Source organism: Pseudomonadota bacterium, assembly GCA_016195085.1.
Lineage (GTDB): Bacteria > Pseudomonadota > Alphaproteobacteria > SHVZ01 > SHVZ01 > JACQAG01.
This window is the reverse complement of sequence record JACQAG010000010.1, coordinates 18,293-34,904: the sequence shown is the minus strand read 5'-3', so window position 1 is coordinate 34,904 and position 16,612 is coordinate 18,293. Positions and strand designations below refer to the sequence as shown.

At 65.0% G+C, this 16,612-nt stretch carries 15 protein-coding genes; 4 read left to right on the top strand and 11 right to left on the bottom strand.

What is annotated here, in order from left to right:
* Positions 1-191 precede the first annotated feature (191 nt).
* Positions 192-947 (bottom strand): MBL fold metallo-hydrolase, encoded by a 756-nt coding sequence (locus HY058_03085; protein MBI3496271.1) that lies wholly within the window; start codon positions 945-947, stop codon positions 192-194.
* Positions 948-1,084: 137 nt separating this feature from the next.
* Between HY058_03085 and HY058_03080 the strand changes: the two genes are divergently transcribed.
* Positions 1,085-2,374 (top strand): extracellular solute-binding protein, encoded by a 1,290-nt coding sequence (locus HY058_03080; protein ID MBI3496270.1) that lies wholly within the window; start codon positions 1,085-1,087, stop codon positions 2,372-2,374.
* 22 nt (positions 2,375-2,396) lie between these two features.
* Here HY058_03080 and HY058_03075 read toward each other — a convergent pair whose 3' ends face one another.
* Positions 2,397-3,587, bottom strand: a complete 1,191-nt coding sequence (locus HY058_03075) for a hypothetical protein (GenBank protein MBI3496269.1) — start codon at positions 3,585-3,587, stop codon at positions 2,397-2,399.
* A 223-nt stretch (positions 3,588-3,810) separates the two neighbouring features.
* Here HY058_03075 and HY058_03070 point away from each other — a divergent pair, with 223 nt between their 5' ends.
* Complete coding sequence (locus HY058_03070) at positions 3,811-5,103, top strand: amidase (protein ID MBI3496268.1); 1,293 nt, start codon at positions 3,811-3,813, stop codon at positions 5,101-5,103.
* Between the two features lie 84 nt (positions 5,104-5,187).
* Here the strand turns inward: HY058_03070 and HY058_03065 are convergent, their stop codons facing one another.
* The 7 genes from HY058_03065 to HY058_03035 all read right to left on the bottom strand — a co-directional run bounded on the left by HY058_03065 (position 5,188) and on the right by HY058_03035 (position 13,129).
* Positions 5,188-5,865 carry a HAMP domain-containing histidine kinase gene (locus HY058_03065; protein MBI3496267.1) on the bottom strand — a complete coding sequence of 226 codons (678 nt, stop codon included), beginning with the start codon at positions 5,863-5,865 and terminating at the stop codon, positions 5,188-5,190.
* A complete protein-coding gene (locus tag HY058_03060) occupies positions 5,862-6,587 on the bottom strand; it encodes a hypothetical protein (GenBank protein ID MBI3496266.1) in 726 nt (241 codons plus the stop codon). The genes HY058_03065 and HY058_03060 overlap by 4 nt, the downstream gene beginning before the upstream one ends.
* Before the next feature lie 1,041 nt (positions 6,588-7,628).
* The gene (locus HY058_03055; GenBank protein MBI3496265.1) at positions 7,629-8,483 is read right to left on the bottom strand and encodes a hypothetical protein; all 855 of its coding nucleotides are present in this window, start codon (positions 8,481-8,483) and stop codon (positions 7,629-7,631) included.
* Between the two features lie 320 nt (positions 8,484-8,803).
* Positions 8,804-9,160 (bottom strand): hypothetical protein, encoded by a 357-nt coding sequence (locus HY058_03050; GenBank protein MBI3496264.1) that lies wholly within the window; start codon positions 9,158-9,160, stop codon positions 8,804-8,806.
* 267 nt (positions 9,161-9,427) lie between these two features.
* Positions 9,428-9,691 (bottom strand): hypothetical protein, encoded by a 264-nt coding sequence (locus tag HY058_03045; protein ID MBI3496263.1) that lies wholly within the window; start codon positions 9,689-9,691, stop codon positions 9,428-9,430.
* Between the two features lie 127 nt (positions 9,692-9,818).
* Positions 9,819-10,952 (bottom strand): VIT1/CCC1 transporter family protein, encoded by a 1,134-nt coding sequence (locus tag HY058_03040; GenBank protein MBI3496262.1) that lies wholly within the window; start codon positions 10,950-10,952, stop codon positions 9,819-9,821.
* Complete coding sequence (locus HY058_03035; protein MBI3496261.1) at positions 10,949-13,129, bottom strand: ComEC/Rec2 family competence protein; 2,181 nt, start codon at positions 13,127-13,129, stop codon at positions 10,949-10,951. The genes HY058_03040 and HY058_03035 overlap by 4 nt, the downstream gene beginning before the upstream one ends.
* 268 nt (positions 13,130-13,397) lie before the next feature.
* Between HY058_03035 and HY058_03030 the strand changes: the two genes are divergently transcribed.
* The gene (locus tag HY058_03030) at positions 13,398-14,177 is read left to right on the top strand and encodes a response regulator (protein ID MBI3496260.1); all 780 of its coding nucleotides are present in this window, start codon (positions 13,398-13,400) and stop codon (positions 14,175-14,177) included.
* Positions 14,174-15,073, top strand: coding sequence for a response regulator (locus tag HY058_03025; protein MBI3496259.1), 900 nt, complete (start codon positions 14,174-14,176; stop codon positions 15,071-15,073). Before HY058_03030 ends, HY058_03025 begins: the two co-directional genes overlap by 4 nt.
* Before the next feature lie 5 nt (positions 15,074-15,078).
* Here the strand turns inward: HY058_03025 and HY058_03020 are convergent, their stop codons facing one another.
* Positions 15,079-15,495: a GFA family protein gene (locus tag HY058_03020; GenBank protein ID MBI3496258.1), complete on the bottom strand. Its 417-nt coding sequence runs from the start codon at positions 15,493-15,495 to the stop codon at positions 15,079-15,081.
* 47 nt (positions 15,496-15,542) lie between these two features.
* Complete coding sequence (locus HY058_03015) at positions 15,543-16,544, bottom strand: Ldh family oxidoreductase (protein ID MBI3496257.1); 1,002 nt, start codon at positions 16,542-16,544, stop codon at positions 15,543-15,545.
* Positions 16,545-16,612: the final 68 nt, after the last annotated feature.

Below are 16,612 nucleotides of genomic sequence, written 5' to 3'. Positions count from 1 at the left end.
CGATCCCACCTCCCTGAGGCGAGGGCTCAGCCCTCGCTTTGGCTTCGGCCGCTGTCGGCGGCGATGCGAGGGTGTGAAGCTCGACGCGCAGCGTTCGGCGCTCGTCGAGAGATTGGCGCGTCATACACAAGCTCGTCCGCCGACGCGTACGGAAAATGGGCAGTGTGATTTCGGAGCGGTACCTGGCGCTCTCAACCGGGAAGCGGCACGAAGCGGGCCTCGCCGGCGACCCGTTCGATCCGGCCGAAGACGTCCTCCTCGAGGAAATGTCCGGACGCGATGAGCCAGCCATTGTCGAGCGCCGCGTCGCGGATGCGCCGGCGCGCGGCAATGGCGGCGGCCTTGTTCATATCGGCGCGATGACACCAGCCGGGCCTGGCGATTTGCGCGGGGTTGTGCCAGAGATCGCCGGTGATCAGCACGCGCCGATCGCCGGCTTCGACCAGCACCGAGCGATGTCCCGGCGAGTGGCCGGCACTGTCGATGAGCGTGACGCCCGCCGCGATCCGTGCGCCGGCTTCCACGCAATCGAGGCGTCCGGCGCGGGCCAGCGGCGCGACCGAGTTTCTCACCCCCGCAACGTGATGCGGCAAGCCCGCCCTCTCGCCAAGCCCGTCCCAATGCGCCCATTCCTCGGCGCCGACGATATAGCGGGCATTGGCGAAACGGGGGCGACCATCGCCGTCGACCGCCCAGCCGACATGGTCGAGGTGCAGGTGGGTGAACACCACCAAATCCACTGCCTCGGTGGTAAGGCCGATGGTGCCCAGCTGCAGGGGTAGGCCGCCGACGAGCCCGGGAAAATACGCGATGGGCCCGGGTCCGAGTCCGCAATCGATCAAGATCGTCCGGCCGCCATGCCGCACCACGAACACGCCGAAGCGCGTGCAGAAGCAGGCATCGGGCAGCCAGCGTGCGGCTGTCGCCGGATCTTCCTCGAGCCGCACCTCTGGAAAAGAATATGATGAGAGCGCCGGCGCTGGCGCACAATCGGTTAGCGCGAGGATGTCCGCGCCACCGTTCAGCTGCAACCGGCGCATGCCATGACCATGACCTTCACGAGCTCGAAACGATGAAAGCGCAGATGCAACAGAGGAGCAAGGGCGTGAGCAAGAAATATGGGCGCAGGGCCTTCCTCGCCGTCGCCGCGTCCGGCGCGGTTGCGCTCGGCCTCAGGCCGGCCAGGGCCGAGAGCGTCCAGATCGACTATTGGCAATACTTCTTCAAGGAACGCGTCGAGGCGATGGATGAGCTGATCCGACGCTTTCAGGCGGAGAATCCCGGAATCATCGTCAAGCAGACGACCTTTCCCTATGCGCAATACCGCACCAAAGTCGCCGCCGCGGTGCCGGCCGGCGTCGGGCCCGACCTCATGCAGCTCTACTATGGATGGCTGCGCGAATATCGCAAAGCGGGCCTCCTGCAGGAACTGCCGCGCGATCTCTTCCCGCCGGACCGGCTCGATCGGAGCTTCTTTCCGATGGTGCAGCAGATGCGCCTCGAAGGCGCCTATTATGCGGTTCCGACCGCCGTGCGCAGCCTGGCGCTCTTCACCAATCGCCGGCTGATGCAGGAGGCCGGCTTGGCCGCTCCGCCACTGACCCTCGACAGCTTCGTCGAGCAAGCGGCGCGAATGACCAAGCGCGATGGCGGCGGCAATCTCACCATCGCCGGCACCACCATCGGTTTGCCCTCCCAGGATTCCCATTGGTGGCGCGAGGTTCTGGTCCGCCAGTTCGGCGGCACGCCCTTCTCGCCCGATTATCGCAAGGTTACCTATGGGGACGAGCACGGCGCGGCGGCGCTCAAATGGTATTCAGACCTGGAGCGCACCCATCGCGTCGCCCAGGCGGGATTCATGTCGGAGACCGCGGCTGCTTTTCGCGCCGGCCGGGCGGGCTTGCATGTCGACGGCTCGTTCCTGATCGGCAGCCTGCAGCAGACGCGCAATCTCGACTGGGCGGCCGCCGAGCTGCCGACGCATAACGGCATCCAAGCGAACTACTCCTCCTATTGGGTGAATGCGCTGACCGCCAGCGCCGGCGGGGTGCGGCGCGAGGCGGCGCTCAAGTTCCTCGCCTTCATCACCGCGGACGAGGCGATGACGCTTTGGCTGGAGAAGACCGGCGAGCTCCCGGCGAAGCCTTCGGTGGCGCTGGCGCCGGCCAGTCTTGCCAACCCGGCGCATGCCGCTATCGCCAAGGGCCTCGCCTATGCCGTGGCGACCGACTTCGTCGACGAGGATGCCCAGCGCGAGGTCTTCGTGCAGATGCTGGATCGTGTGCTGCTGCAAGGCCAGGATCCCCTGACATCGGTGCGCGAGGCGGCTTCTGCCGAACAGCGGATCATCGACGCCTATTACGCCAAGGGATGAGCGGCGACGGCAACGACGACGCTCAGAAGTTGAAGCGGCTGATCGGGACCTGGGTTCCGCTCGGCAGGGTGACGGTGCCCGTGGTGGTGCTCGAGAACGAAACGCTGAGGGAACCGCGGTCGATGACCGTGCTCGGCGCCACGAAGGTGCCGAACATCGATTGTCCGCCCGCGTATTCGAAGAGGCGTCCGGCATAGCTGACGGCGCTGGTGACCGTATTCTGGGTGATGAACCAGGTGGCGCGGCCGTTGGTGTCGTACATGAACGTCCCGATCAGGATGCTGCTGTTCTGCGTCTCGACGAAATAGCCGCGGCCGGGCTCGGCCGGATTCCACCACCAACCCGTCTGCACCGCGCCGGTCACTTGCGGCAGGCTGAGACCGCCGGGTGTGAACTCATAGCGCTGGATGGGCACGGTGCCGCCCGGCCAGGTCAGCGTCCCCGTCGACTGATTGGTGAAGCTGAGAGCGAGGGTGCCGGCGGAGCCGAGCCTGGTCGGTGGTTTGAAGGTGCCGGTCAAGCTTTGACCGCCCGAATATTGATCGAGCGTGCCGGTATAGCTCGTCGGGCTGCTCATCAAACCGGTGGAAATGTACCAGAGCGCCGGCCCGGTCGCATCGTAGCCGAAGACGCTGAAGAAAATCCTGGGCGAGGTCAGCAGCGGCGAGATGCCGGTGACCTCGATGGCGTAGCCCCGGCCGGGCTCGGCCGGATTCCACCACCAGCCGGAGTTGGGCGGCGTGACTTGGCTCCAGGTGAGCGTGACGGCTCCGGTCACGCCGAAGATGCCGTCCACGGCGATGTAGTAGGTGGAACCGGCGCTGGCGAAGAAGGCAATGGTGTTGGTGGTCTGGCTGCCGCCGGAACCGAGCGTGACGGCGGTGAGCGCATTGACCGCCGAACCGGTATAGATGGCTAGGACGTTGTTACTGGCGCTATTGGCCGTGCTGAAGGTGGCGAGCCCGGTGCTTGTCGGCGTCCATTTCCACCACACCGAGTTGCCGCTGCCGACGCCGCCATGGGTAGGCTCGCCCACCTCCCTGGTAGCGAGGACAGTGGTACCGGTGACGGTGCCGGAGACGCCGGTGATCGTCGTTGCGCTGGCAAAAACGTCGTTGACCGGTGCCGCTAGGGCGTCGGCGGGCGTCATCAGCCAGAGCAACAGTCCCGCGACAATCAGTATTCGCGCCCCGACCTTCTGTCGAATGGCCATCCGCACCAGTTCCCCCCACGCCATGAAAGTACAAGGTATAAAGTAGCACAATTATTGCAGCCAGTTACATGATTAGTTAGGAAGATCGCCGGCTTCGCATTTTGGATGGGACTGGCCTTGCTTGGATTGCTGCTAGAGTTGTGGTCTAGGTGAACGCGCTGTTGAACTGAGAACGGGCGGCTTGGGCGGGATCGGGTTCGTCCGGGCGAGAGAGAGCGCCACCATGCAGGTCGATGCTGAGGTTTCAGATTTCTGCGCCGCCGCCACGCCGCAGGCGCGCGCGCTTCTAGCCGAGCGGCAGCTGGCAAGGCTCGAGGCCGATGAGGCCCGCGTGCGTGCCTTCGTGGCGCTCGATGTCGATGCCGCGCGCCGGCAGATCGCCCTGCCGCAGGCGGGTCCCCTCGGCGGTGCGCTCGTCGGCCTGAAGGATATCATCGCCACCGCCGATTTCCCGACCCGCTATGGCGCCAGCGAAACCGCGCCTGTCGGTCCCCGTACCGATGCCTGGTGCGTGGGGGAGATGCGAAGGCTCGGCGCCACGATCTTGGGCAAGACCGTATGCACGCAGTTCGCCTATCCGGTGCCGGGCCCGACGACCAATCCCCATGACGCGACCCGCACCCCGGGGGGCTCCTCCAGCGGATCGGCGGCGGCGGTGGCGGCTGGATTCGTTTCCTTCGCGCTCGGCACCCAGACGGCCGGCTCGACCATCCGTCCCGCCGCCTATTGCGGTATCACCGGTTTCAAGCCGAGCTTCGGTCTCTTGCACATGGAGGGCGTCGAAGCGATCTCCACCACCCTCGATCATCTCGGCCTGTTCGCGCGATCGCCGCGCGATGTGTGGTATCCGGCAAGCGCGCTGACGTTGCCTCAGGGCGAGGTGGTGGCGCCCTTGGCGCCCCGGCGCGTGCTGGTGCTGCGTCTGCCGCCGGAGCTGCCGCAACGGGACGGCTATCGCGAACGCCTGCAGGAACTCGCCGGCTGGCTTCGAGGCGAGGGCGTGGTCGCGGAGACCATCGATCTGCCGTTCCCGCTTGGCGACTTCCGGGGGCTGCAGCAAGAGCTGTGCTATTGGGAGGCGGCGCGCATTCTCTTGGCGCCGGACCGGATGCAGCTGGTGCCGGAACTGCGCCAGCTGTTGCGGCCCTATCTCGAGAAGGATATTGCCGAGTACGCCGAGGCCCGTCGGCGCCGCCAGCGTTATCAGCTGGAATTCGACGCGCTCGTCCGCCATGCCGATGCCCTCATCATGCCGGCGGCGACCGGTGTGGCGCCGGCCTTCGCCAATACCGGCGATGCGGTGATGAACCGGTTCTGGACCGCGCTCCACGTACCGGCGATCACCGTGCCTCTATGCTGGACGAGCGCGGGGCTGCCGCTTGGTCTGCAGCTCGTCGGCCGGATCGGCGCCGACCGCGCCTTGGCCCAGAGCGCGCAATGGTTCTACGAGCGGCGGCCGGTGAGGAAGGCCTCCGCTTCGGCCGGGCGAAGCGCGGCCTCGCCGGCGCGGGTTTGACGGACGTGTCCCGCCGCTGAAATTTGTCAGCGTATTTCGGGGATAAGTGGGCCACTCATCGCACGAGCCGCTCATCTCCGGGACTCACGAGGCGATCGATTGCGCCGCCGCCCGCGGTTGGCTTCGAGAGGCGGGAAATCGAACGGTGCAGACCGTTCCCTTGCCGAGCTGGCTTTGAACCTCGAAGGCCGCACCGTGCAGCTCCGCCAAGCGTTTGCAGAGCGGCAGGCCTAGGCCCACGCCCTCGGTTCGGCGCACCAGGGGTGTGGCCAGACGCACGAACGGCTCCAGGGCGCGGGGAATGTCCTCGGGCTTCATGCCGATGCCGGTATCGGTCACGCTGACGACGATGCCGCCATCCATCGCCGCCTCAGCCGCGATCGTGATCTCGCCGGGCGGCAACGTGAACTTGACCGCGTTGGTCAGGAGATTGAGCAGGATCTGGCGGAGCCGAGTCTCATCGGCGGCAAGCAAGGGGAGACCGGGGTCGACCCTCAGGATGAGGCTGAGCTGCTGCGCCTCGGTCCGCGGCGCCATGATCGCCGCGCAGCGTTCGATCAGCGCCGCGATATCGACCTCGCTCTCGAACAGCGGCAGCATGCCGGACTCCCCTTGCGACAGATCGAGGAGCTCGCTCGCGAGGTCGAGGAGGTGCCGGCCGCTGCTGTGCACGTGATCCGCGTAGTCGCGGTATCTCGGATCGCCGAGAGGCCCGAACACCTGGTCGCGGATCGCCTCGGAGAAGCCGAGAATGGCGGTCACGGGGTTCTGAGCTCGTGGCTGAGATGGGCGAAGGTGCCCCATCTTCCTTGCTGGACAGTGCGGAGCTCGCGATGGGCTAGGGTGAGCGACTCGTTCAGCGCTGCATTGACGATTTTCAATTGCAGCGTGCGCAAGATCGACCGACTCATGTTCCAGCCGGTCGCGATTAGCACGGCGGCGTAGAGCAGGACGAGTGGACCCAGCAAGTGATAGTTCGGCCCAGGCGTGACGATGAAAGCGAGCGCCGGCGGTAGGATGAAGGGGAGGAGATAGCAGAGGAGCGCCGGGAAATACGCTGCCATCGACGTCATCGCGGCCGCGGACATCGCTGCGGCGACGAAGGTCACGAACAGAAAGTCGAGGGGGCGTCCGACAATCGGCAGGGCGAAGCCGAGCGAACCCCAAAGCAGGCCCGAGGCCAGCGCGCCGATCGCGAACCGCCTGGCCGAGAGTCGAGCCGTGCCTGTGCGCTCCGTGTCCCGCAGATAGCGGTGGCGCAAAAGCAGGCGCAACCCGACGACGAGCGCGGTCAAGCCGATCCAGGCGACGAGAAAACCGGGCGGGAAGGACGGCCACACCGCCGCCGAGACGATCACCGCGTTGAGGAGGTTGATCGGCGCCAGGAGGGTGCCCTGATAGAGCAGGCGAACCTGCTCCTCGATGATCCGCGGGTCCTTTGCGACGCCCGACGAGGACGGAACGGAGAGATCGAGACTCGTCACGGATGCCTCTGACTGCCGGAGGCTCGGAATGAGCCGGCCGCTTAGTCTTTGGCAACAAGACTGACGGAATTATTAAGAAGCAGCGCCAGGAGCTGCGGCGCGGTCGACTGTGGCTGAGAACAATCAATAATAGCTTCGGGCGGCTGGATAATAGTGTTCCGCGGCAGAGACTGCATCAATTCGCGGTGACGGTGATTGGTGCTTGATATTTAGCGAAAATACGAAACTCTTGCTGCTCGTGTTCATTCATCGAGCCGACTTTTAACTTCACGGCGACGCTCGACCGTCATCGGGCGCCGCCGCACGATCTTGCTAACGCCTTGTCGGACTACCGACTTTCGGGTCTGCCTTGGCGCGATACGCAGTGATTTTTTGCCAGACCTACCATATATTGTGTTCTTGCTCAGTTCATGTTACATTATATTGACAGTCTGAAAGAATAGGCGACCACCGAGGGAGGAAATAAAGGCTGGCGCCATAGGCGATCCGAAACGATGGATCTTGCATGGAGGTGAACATGGCTCTTCCTGCTTCGCGTCGGGCTAAGCTCGCGAACTGGACACGGGCCAGCGCAATCCGAACCTCCAGGCTGGCAACCGAACAGCAATCATTTGTTTCCGTGCTCGCGGCCATCGCGATACGTCCCGGCCGGATTAGGGGCGGCTGGTTCTGCGCTATGGTGCTGTGTGCGGTTCTCCGAGCCAGCGCCGTAGGCGCGCATGGCGAGGCGGCGTGGATCATGACAGATCCGAAGACCGCCTATTGCTGTGGTCCCCATGACTGCGAACGGGCTCCGGTAGGTGCGGTCAAGTCGAGCGGCAATGGCTGGTTAGTGGTGAGCACTGGCCAGGTGTTCCACGAAGAGGACCCGGATTTTCACTGGTCGGTCGACCAGAGTTACTGGTGGTGTCGTCCAAACGGTCCACCGTGGAACGGGGCGCGCGTTAAATGTCTCTTCGCCCCGCCTGGCGGCGTCTGATCTCGGCCCCTGTACGCCTCAAACTTCGTGCGGTGAATGCCGATCGCGTCGGCGGCCACGTGTCAAATCAGCATTCTCGCCGCGGTCCAGACTAGGGATCCAAGCACAATCAATGCGCCAGCGACGAGCCCGACGGCCCGCACAGGATGCTTTTCAACATCGAAGAACCATGCGGTGAATCGGTGAACCGGCGAAAGCAGTTTGAGGACGATTGTCGCAATGAGCATTAGGATCGTCCAGATGGATGTAAAAAAAGTTGAAAGGAGAAATAACTCAAAAATATTAAACCTCAGAGGAAACACAGAGAATATATCTCCTAGCCGGACTATAGATCCTCCCAATACGTCGATAACCCGGGCGACACTCACGTATCTGTAAAGTATGGCGTTGGTTATAAACAACCCAAAGGCTGAAACGAAAATTGAAAGTACTATGTCAGCGCAAACTCCAGCCACTATGGCTCCTCTGTACTGAGATCGGTCAACTACCGCTAATATAAATCTTGCTTTAGCCAAAGATGCATAGTCTGGTATTATTCCTAAACAGAATAACAGCACGATGCCCCACCATCCGTCAAAATGATTAATACTCATGCCTACCCACAGGGTAGGTGACCTAAGATGCAACGAAAGACCGAGGCCACCTATCAGAACTAAAGTAGCAGCCATAGAGCGGAACACGCATTTCCAACTTAGGTGACGTTCGCCAAACGTCCAATTGAACACACGTAGGATGATTGCGGACGGCCTGACTGAACGTTCCCACGATGGGTCTTTGAGGATACGGCCAATGTCCCTCAATGCCTCAGGCCGGGCAGCTTTTTCTGCCGCAACGCACGCGCCGAACATCGCCGCAGCGAGTGTCGCTGCACCTGCCGGTATCCCAGATGTGTTTGCGAGGTCGGTGATCCACGACATGCGCCCTATTCCCCTTCAAGGAGACAATCGCGCTCATCGGACGGTCGGGCGGGTGCGTCAAGTATATTAGCGCCGGTCCTCATCGACGACCTCTCGATCGTCGTGCCGCCCAAGAAGGTCTTGCAGCGCAAGGATAATCCTTTGGGCCGCGGCGTCGTCTGCTACACCCCGCAGCAAGGCATCATGTGCTTCGTGCGCACGACCGAGACCTAGGCCGGCGCTCGCTTTGAAGCCACCGCTGGCCGCCGACTGCGATGGCCATGCGCATGATGCGAATTCGCCACCGATCCAGGCCGTAGCGAGGCAGGCGGGGCGGGCCCTCAGGCCTGGCCGTAGTACTTCAGATAGTCTTCGATCTGTTTCTTGTAGGTCGGATTCAAATAGAAAAATTGCGCAGCGAGCCCGTTCTTGTCGACCCGCGTGACGATGATGTCGGCATCGAACTCGATATTGAACTGATTGTCCTTAACGCTGACGGTGAGCCGGCTGCGCTGCTTCGGCACGAGGTCCCCGTGATAAGGGTCGAGCAGGATGCCGAGCGTGCTCCAGCTCTTCATCGGGTAGCGTTTGCCATCGATGATGCCGAGTGCTTCGCCTCGGGAGACGATCGGCCGGCGCGCGGCGGGTTCCTTCTTACCTTCGGACTCGGTGAAGAACCCCTTCAAACCCTTGAACATGACCCCCCTCCCGCACGCGTCGAAGTTGAACGCACGCGAAGCGACAACTCATTAATTTATATTGAATTTGCCTAACTGTCTTGAATTTCCGGGTTCGCAGCGGGAACCGCTCAACCCATTGGCATCACGCTGCCCCAGGGCTCTCCCGGACGGTACGAGGGAACGAGGGCGACCGGTCGCCCTACGACTCGGCGACACCGCGATCGGGTACGTCTTCGCGACCAGCCGGTAGGCAGCGGCCGGCGCTAGCGGATCGGCTGGTGGCGATTAGGCGCTGATATTGAGGTTCTGGCCTAGGCTCGAGCCGCCGGATGGCGGCTGCTGGCCGGGCCCGCTTCCATTGCCATTGGGCGTGGGCTGATTGAGAGCGCTCGCCTGCGGCGTGCCGTTGGGACCGCCGCTGTTGCCGGGACCATTGGCGGCGTTCGGTCCGTTGACGTTGTTTGCCGATTGCGTCGGGTCCTGTTGCGGCGCTTGCGGAGGAATATAGGCGGAGAAGCCGCTGCCGCCGGAAATGCCGGAAATGCTCATGGCCAACTCCAAATATTGGGATGTTGAGAATTTATTTCGTGTTTTTATGAAAATCAATAGATATTCGCAGCAAATTGTTAATGCAATGCAACATAACGGAAAATTTAGTTAGATTAATGAAATCGGATCAGGTTATGACAGCGCCGATCAACCTGCCGACGGCAAAGGTGATGGCAGCGGCGGCCAGGCCCACGGCAAGCTGCCGCAATCCTGAAAATGCCACGCCGCGACCGGTGAAAAGGCTGGTGCCGGCGCCCAGCGCAAAGAGCGCAACGCCGCTCGCGGCCACGCTCGCGGCCACGCCCGCCGATCCGCTCAGGATGAAGAACGGCGCCACCGGAAAGATCGCACCCAGCGCAAAGAGACTGAATGAGGTGGACGCGGCCGCCCAGGCCGAGCCGCCGAGATCATTGGGGTCGATGCCCAGCTCCTCGCGCACCAAGGTGTCGAGTGCCGTGTCCTCGTTCGCCATCAAGCGGTCGGCCAGCGCCCGGGCTTGCGCCTCGCTCAACCCCTTCGCCTGATAGATGAGGATCAGCTCCTCCTTCTCTTCCTCGGGCACCTCGGCCAGCTCGCTTGCTTCCCGGTCGATCTGCTGGCGATAGGATTCGCGCGCGCTGTTGACCGAGAGCCACTCGCCGAGCGCCATCGAAGCCGCACCGGCGAGCAGGCCGGCAAGACCGGTGATCAGGATCGAATGGGGGTCGAGCGCGGCCCCGGCCACGCCCATGACCAGGCTCAAATTCGACACCAGGCCGTCATTGGCGCCGAGCACGGCGGCTCTGAGCGCGTTGCCGCCGATGCCTCGGTGGCGGCCTTCGAGCCGCGCCAGCACGCCGCCGGTCAGGCTTCCGGGAGCGCTCTGAGATAGCGCTTCGAGGATGCGCGCATGCGAGCGCTCCGCCTGCGGCAGGCCGCCGGCGACGGCTTCCGGCTGCTTGTCGTATTGGCCGCTGTCCAGGTGTTCCAGCGTGGTTATCGCCGGCAGCACGAATTCCGGTCCGAAGCGAAGCGCCAGCCAGGCAAGCGCGCGGGTGCGGAAGCCGGGCTTCAGTCCGGGTGCGCGTCGCCCCATGGCTTCGAGACGGTTCTGCCAAAACGCGGCATGGGCCTCCTCGATCTGCGCCAAGCGCCGATAGACCTCCGCCAGCCGCGGGTCGATCTCTGCTTCTGCGAGCGCCCGGTAGAGGCTGGCGCTGTCGACCTCGCCTTGGAGATTGTTGCGGTAGCGTTCCGCCGGGTTGTCGGCATCGGTCGTCATGGCGCTTGCTCGGTCGCGATCTCAGGGCGGCGACGGCGCTGCGGGACCCAAGGTCGGGTACCGCGACTCTCATTAGCGCTCTCCACGACAATTCCCCGTCGGTCGAGCCAGAGGCCGACGCCGCCCAAGCGCCAGGAGTCGAAGCGGTCGACGATCGGCACGGCCGAACGGCAGCGGAAACCGGCGGGTACGCTGCTGACGATCGCATCGAAGCCACGGCAATCCCGTGGCAGGCCGTCGCTGCCGATGACGACGGCGACGCGCTGTCCATGCGCGCTATAAATGCAGCGTGCCCCGGCGCAATCGAGGCGGCTGTCCTGAGCCTCCCCGGGTTTCGGCCAGGGTGCCAGCGCTTCTCCGGTCTCCTCGGCGAGCGCCGCCTGGTAGAGGCGCTCGCCCGGGGCGGCGTTCACCAGATAGCGACCGTCCGCGGCGCGGACCGCGATCATCCGCGCCCCGTCGGCGATGACGATGTCGGGCGGGCGCGTGAGCGTCATGCTGAAGAGCCCGAGCACGATCGGCGCCACGCCCCACCAGCGCCAGGCCTGGTTCCACAGGCAGAGCCAGAGCCCGCCCATGGAAATGAGCAGCAGGCCCCCGGCGGGCAATCGCGGCATCAGCCAGACATTGCCCGGCAGCGCCGAGACCCATTGTGCGACGAAGATCGTCACATCGATGCCCCAGCCCATGGGTACCAGCGCCCACTGCTCGAGGCCGAGCGGCATCAGCATGCAGGCGACGACGCCCCAAGGCAGCGTCCACACCGCGCTCAACGGCACCGCCACCGCATTCGCCAGCGGCGAATAGAGCGCCAGGCGGTGGAAGTGATAGATCGAGTAAGGATCGGTGCCGACCGTTGCCACGATCGTGGTCACCACCACGCCGGCCACATAGCCCAGAACCTTGCCGCCGACCGAGCCGCCATGCAGCATCCGGCCGAGGCGTTGGCCGAAGCTCTCATAGACCGCGATCAGCGCCACCACGGCGCCGAACGACATTTGATAGCTGACCCCGACCAGGCTCGAGGGGCTGATGGCGAGCACGAAGAAGGCGGCGATCGCGCACACCCGCATCGAGATGCGCAGCCGATCGACCAGGATGGCGGCGAACAGCAGACCGTTCATGACGAAGGCGCGCTGCGTGGGGATCGAGCTGCCGGAAATCATGAGATAGCAGACGAGCACCGCGAGCACGACGGCAGCGGCGATCTTCTTGATCGAATAGCGTAGCGCCACATAAGGCACCAAGGCGAGCAGCGCCCGGACAGCGAAGAAGACGAAGCCGCCGACCAGGCCCAGATGCAGGCCGGCGATCGCCAGGAGATGCGACAGTCCGGAGTCGCGGAACGCCTGCTTCACCTCCTCGGCGATGGCGCCGCGCTTGCCGGTGATCAAGGCCGAGGCGACACCGCCGGCCGATCCGGGGAGCACGGTCGCGATGCGGCGCGTCATCTCGGTGCGAAGCTGGATCAGCCACTGCTGAAACCCTCCGGCCGGCTCCGCCAGACTTACCTCGCCGCTCGCCTCCTCGAGGTCGTGGCGGGCGCCGCCGAAGGAGTAGCCGACGGCGCCGATCCGAGCGAAATAGGCCTCGCGCTGCAGATCGCGGCCCTCCGGCAGCGTCTGTGCCGGCACCGGAAAGAGCATCGCCTTCAAGCGGATGCGATCACCGGGATTGAGCTCGTCGCTGCGCGCCGGGATATGCACGCGGATGCGCGGCGGCTGCTCGCCCGCGGTCAAGCCCGGCAACGGGTCGGGCGCGATGATGACGCTCCAGCCTTTCTCGCGCGTGTCGATGTCGATGACGCGCCCGGTAACCGGGACCGGCCCCATCCGACGCTGCAGCATCGGCGTGGAGCGCTCCCAGGAATTGACGCTGGCGAGAGCGAAGCCGCCGGCGGAGAGGGCAAGCGCCAGCGCCGCCTCGCGCCAGCCCGGCCGACGCCTGAGAGCGACGGCGAGAGCGATCGCGCCGGCAGCGGCGGCGAGGCCCAGCCAGAGCGGCGGTTCCACCGGAAGCGCGAAATAGAGGCCGATGCCGGCGCCAAAGAAGACCGGCGCCCACAACGCCCGGCGCTCGCCTTCCGCGGCCAAGTGCCGGAGCAACCCCGCAACGGCGCTCGCGCCCCAGAATCGCTCTGGCTCGAGCCCCGCGCCCGAAACCGCAACCTCGACCATTGCCGCCACCGCTTGAATGAGCGCGAATGCGAGCCGACGACTCGCGCCAGCATAGCAAAGGGTGAGAGGCGCACAAGCGGAGGAGGAGCGGTGCAGGCCGCGTGCGAGGGGCGCTCTCCAGGTCTGCGTTAGCCGGCACCGCAGGCCGAGCCGCACGCGTCGTCTAGGGGCTCGGGATTTGCCCGCCGCCCTCGCTTCGAGCTAGCTTGCCGTCAATTGCATGCTGGGCACGACGCCTGGTTCGGGTGGTTTGGGGAGCTGGGGCGCAGTGCGAATTCTGGTGGCGGAAGACGATCGGAGCAGCCGGCTTCTCTTGACCGCCATGCTCGATGGGTTGGGCTGTCAGGTGGACCTCGCGGAGAACGGCCGGGAAGCCGTCGAAGCGGTCCGCCTCATGCGCTACGACCTCGTCATGATGGACCTGCACATGCCGGGCCTCGGCGGGGCCGAGGCGGCCAGCGCCATCCGGGCGCTGTCGGGGCGGCGCGCAGCCATCCCGATCGTGGTGCTGACCGGCGATCCGTTCGAGGATACGGTCGAGCGCTGCCTTGCCGCCGGGGTCAACGAGGTCATCGCCAAGCCCATTGCCGAGGCGAAGCTGCAAGCGGTCATCGCCAAATGGACGAAGGCCGGCTTGGCGCGGGTCGGCTCGTCGCGGCAAGACGATCAGCCGCGAAGCCATGGGCGCGAGCTCGCGGCGCGGCTCGGAGCCACGGTGTTCCAGGAGATTGCGGCGCATTTCCTCGAAGATGCGCCGCGCTATCTGGCCGAACTCGAACGCGCGGCCGCGTCGGCTGCCATGGACGACGTGGCCTTTCATGCCCATCGGCTTGCCGGTGCTGCCAAGACCTTCGGCCTCGGCGAGCTGGCGGAGCGCGGCCGAACGATCCTTGATGCGTGCCACGACCGCGCCGATGCCAAGGCGCGGGATCTCGTGGCCGGCACGCGCGGCATCCTCGATCATGCGCTGGCTCAGCTCAGCGAGGAATGTCGGGATATCCAGGCACCTGCGGTCGGCGCGAGGGGCAAGGGTGGGTCCCCGCAGTGAGCCAGGACCTGATCCTGGTGGTCGAGGACGAATTCTCGCAGCGCCGTCTCTACGTCGAGGCCCTCAAGCTCGCCGAGTACCGCGTGCTCGGCGCGGAGACCGGCGAAGAGGCGCTCAATCTCCTGAAGATGCATGTGCCGCGGGCGGTCATTCTCGATGTAAGGCTGCCCGGCATGAGCGGCCCGGAAGTCTGCCAAAAGCTGCGCGACCGGTTCGGTCGTTCGATCACCGTCATCTTCTACACCGAGGGTGCGCGGCTGCCGGTCTTGCTGGAATGCATGGAGGCCGGCGGCGACGATTTCCTGATCAAGGGTGCCAGCCTCTCCACCATGCTGGAGCGGGTCGGCTATTGGCTGCATGCGGCCTCGCGCAGCCTGCACGGCGAGCAGCGAGAGAGCATTCTGAGTACGCTCCGCTCGATGGCGCCGGCGGCGGAACCGCCGAGCGCGCCGCCGCCCGCGCCCAGCTTCGGCGGGACTTGGCGCAAGCTGAGGACCGTCACCGACGAGCATCTGGGCAAGCTTACGATCTTCGTGCAGCGCGCCCGCTCCGGCGCGCCAAGGGGCTTCGGCCGTACCGTGCAGCAGAAGCTGTATCTGCTGGGTTATATCGCTGGTGCCGTCAACTTCGTCGCCAATTCCAGCATGGCTCTCAAGATCCGTTTCCTCGATTATCTAAAGGCGACCTTGCACGAGACGGGCGTGCTCGAGCTGGAGGAGGTCGACGATCTCGTCGACAACTGGCACGAATTCTACGGCCAGCCGACCTTCGAGGCCGCCTGCCGGCAGGCCGAGATGGATTTCCAGGATTGGCAGACGATCCAGAAGCCGCCGCGCGGCATCGTCGAATACGCGTACAGCGCCGAGGCCGAAGCCGAAGGCAAGGAATCGGTCTGAGGCTGCTAGTTGCTCGCCCGCTGCGGGTGCAGCGGCAAGCCGTCATTAATGGCAAACCACTGCATCTTGCTCTCGGTCCAGACATGGATCTTCGGCGGTAGCTGATCGGGCTCGTCGAAGGTGGCGAGGGTCAAGGCCAGCTGGTTCTTACCGGTCTCGGCCTGCCAAACCAAGGGCGTACCGCAATGGGCGCAAAACCCACGCATGACCATCGCCGAGGACCGATGCCAGGCGGGCGATCCCTTGACGAATTCCACCCGCTCCGCCGGGAAGCTGGCCCAAGCGACCACCGGCGCACCGCTCGCCTTCTGGCACATGCGGCAATGGCAATAGTAAGTGCTCGGCGGCTCGCCCACCCGGCAGCGAAAGCGGATGGCGCCGCAGAGGCAGCCTCCTTCATAGGCGCTCGCATGCTTGGTCATTCAGGGTCCACTCCGCTTGTACTCTGCAATCCGAGGCCGACCGCCGCTCAGCCGGCGTAGTTTACAAGCTTCTGGTGCAAGGAGCTGGCGACGACGATGCCGTCGCGTTCCGCTTGCAGACGGTGTGCATGGCGCCGGTCGCCGGGTATCCGCACACCTTCATCCGCGCACATGGCAGCCAGCATTTTCTCGAGCCGGCCCGCCAGCGCCGGTGCCCCCAGCCGATCGGGCGAGAAGGCGAGCAGCATCTGGCCCACGCCGGGCGGCCCGCCGGGATCGGCGCGGATCACTTCGGCTTCGTGCGCCCAGTTGGAGCCAGTGAGCCCCGCCGCCAGCACATCGACCATGATCGCAAGGCAGGTCCCCTTGTAGCCGCCGAGCGGGGCCACTGTGCCGGCGAGCGCGCGAGCAGGGTCGGTCGTGGGTCTGCCGTCCTCGTCCAGCGCCCATCCCTCCGGTATCGGGCCGCCGGCGGCGGCGGCCTGGACCACGTTCACCCTTGCGGTCACGCTCGTGGAGAGATCGACGACGAGCGGCGGCGCCGATGCGCGCGGGGCGGCGAAGGCCATGGGGTTGGTGCCGAAGAAGCGCCGCTTGCCGCCGAAGGGCGCCACCATCGACGGCGAGTTGCCGAAGGCGAGCGCAACCAAACCCCGGCGCGCCAAGCGGTCGACGAACCAGCCGACGACACCGGCCATGTAGGAATGCCGGATTGCCAGGCAGGCGAACCCGGCGTTTTCGACTGAGGCGAGGAAGGCGGACTCGGCGGCGATGAACGCCGCATGCGCGAAACCGTAGTCGCCGTCGACCCGGATCGCCGCGCTGGTGATCTGCTCCACATTCTGTATGGCTTTGCCATTGATCCGGCCGCGTCGCAGATCCTCGCAATAATGCGTGAGATAGCTCAATCCCACATTGGGGATGCCTTCGGCCTCGGCATCCTCGATCGAGCGCGCCACCGGCTCGGCGTTGCGCCGGTCGGCGCCGGAGCCCAGGAGTGCCTCCAGGCTCAGGCGGTTGATCTCGGCGAGGCTCAACCGAATGCTCATCGCGTGCTTCCTATCCCGGCTGAGGGCGAGGATAGCAAGCTTCGCAGAGGCCGGCTCGGCATTCAGGA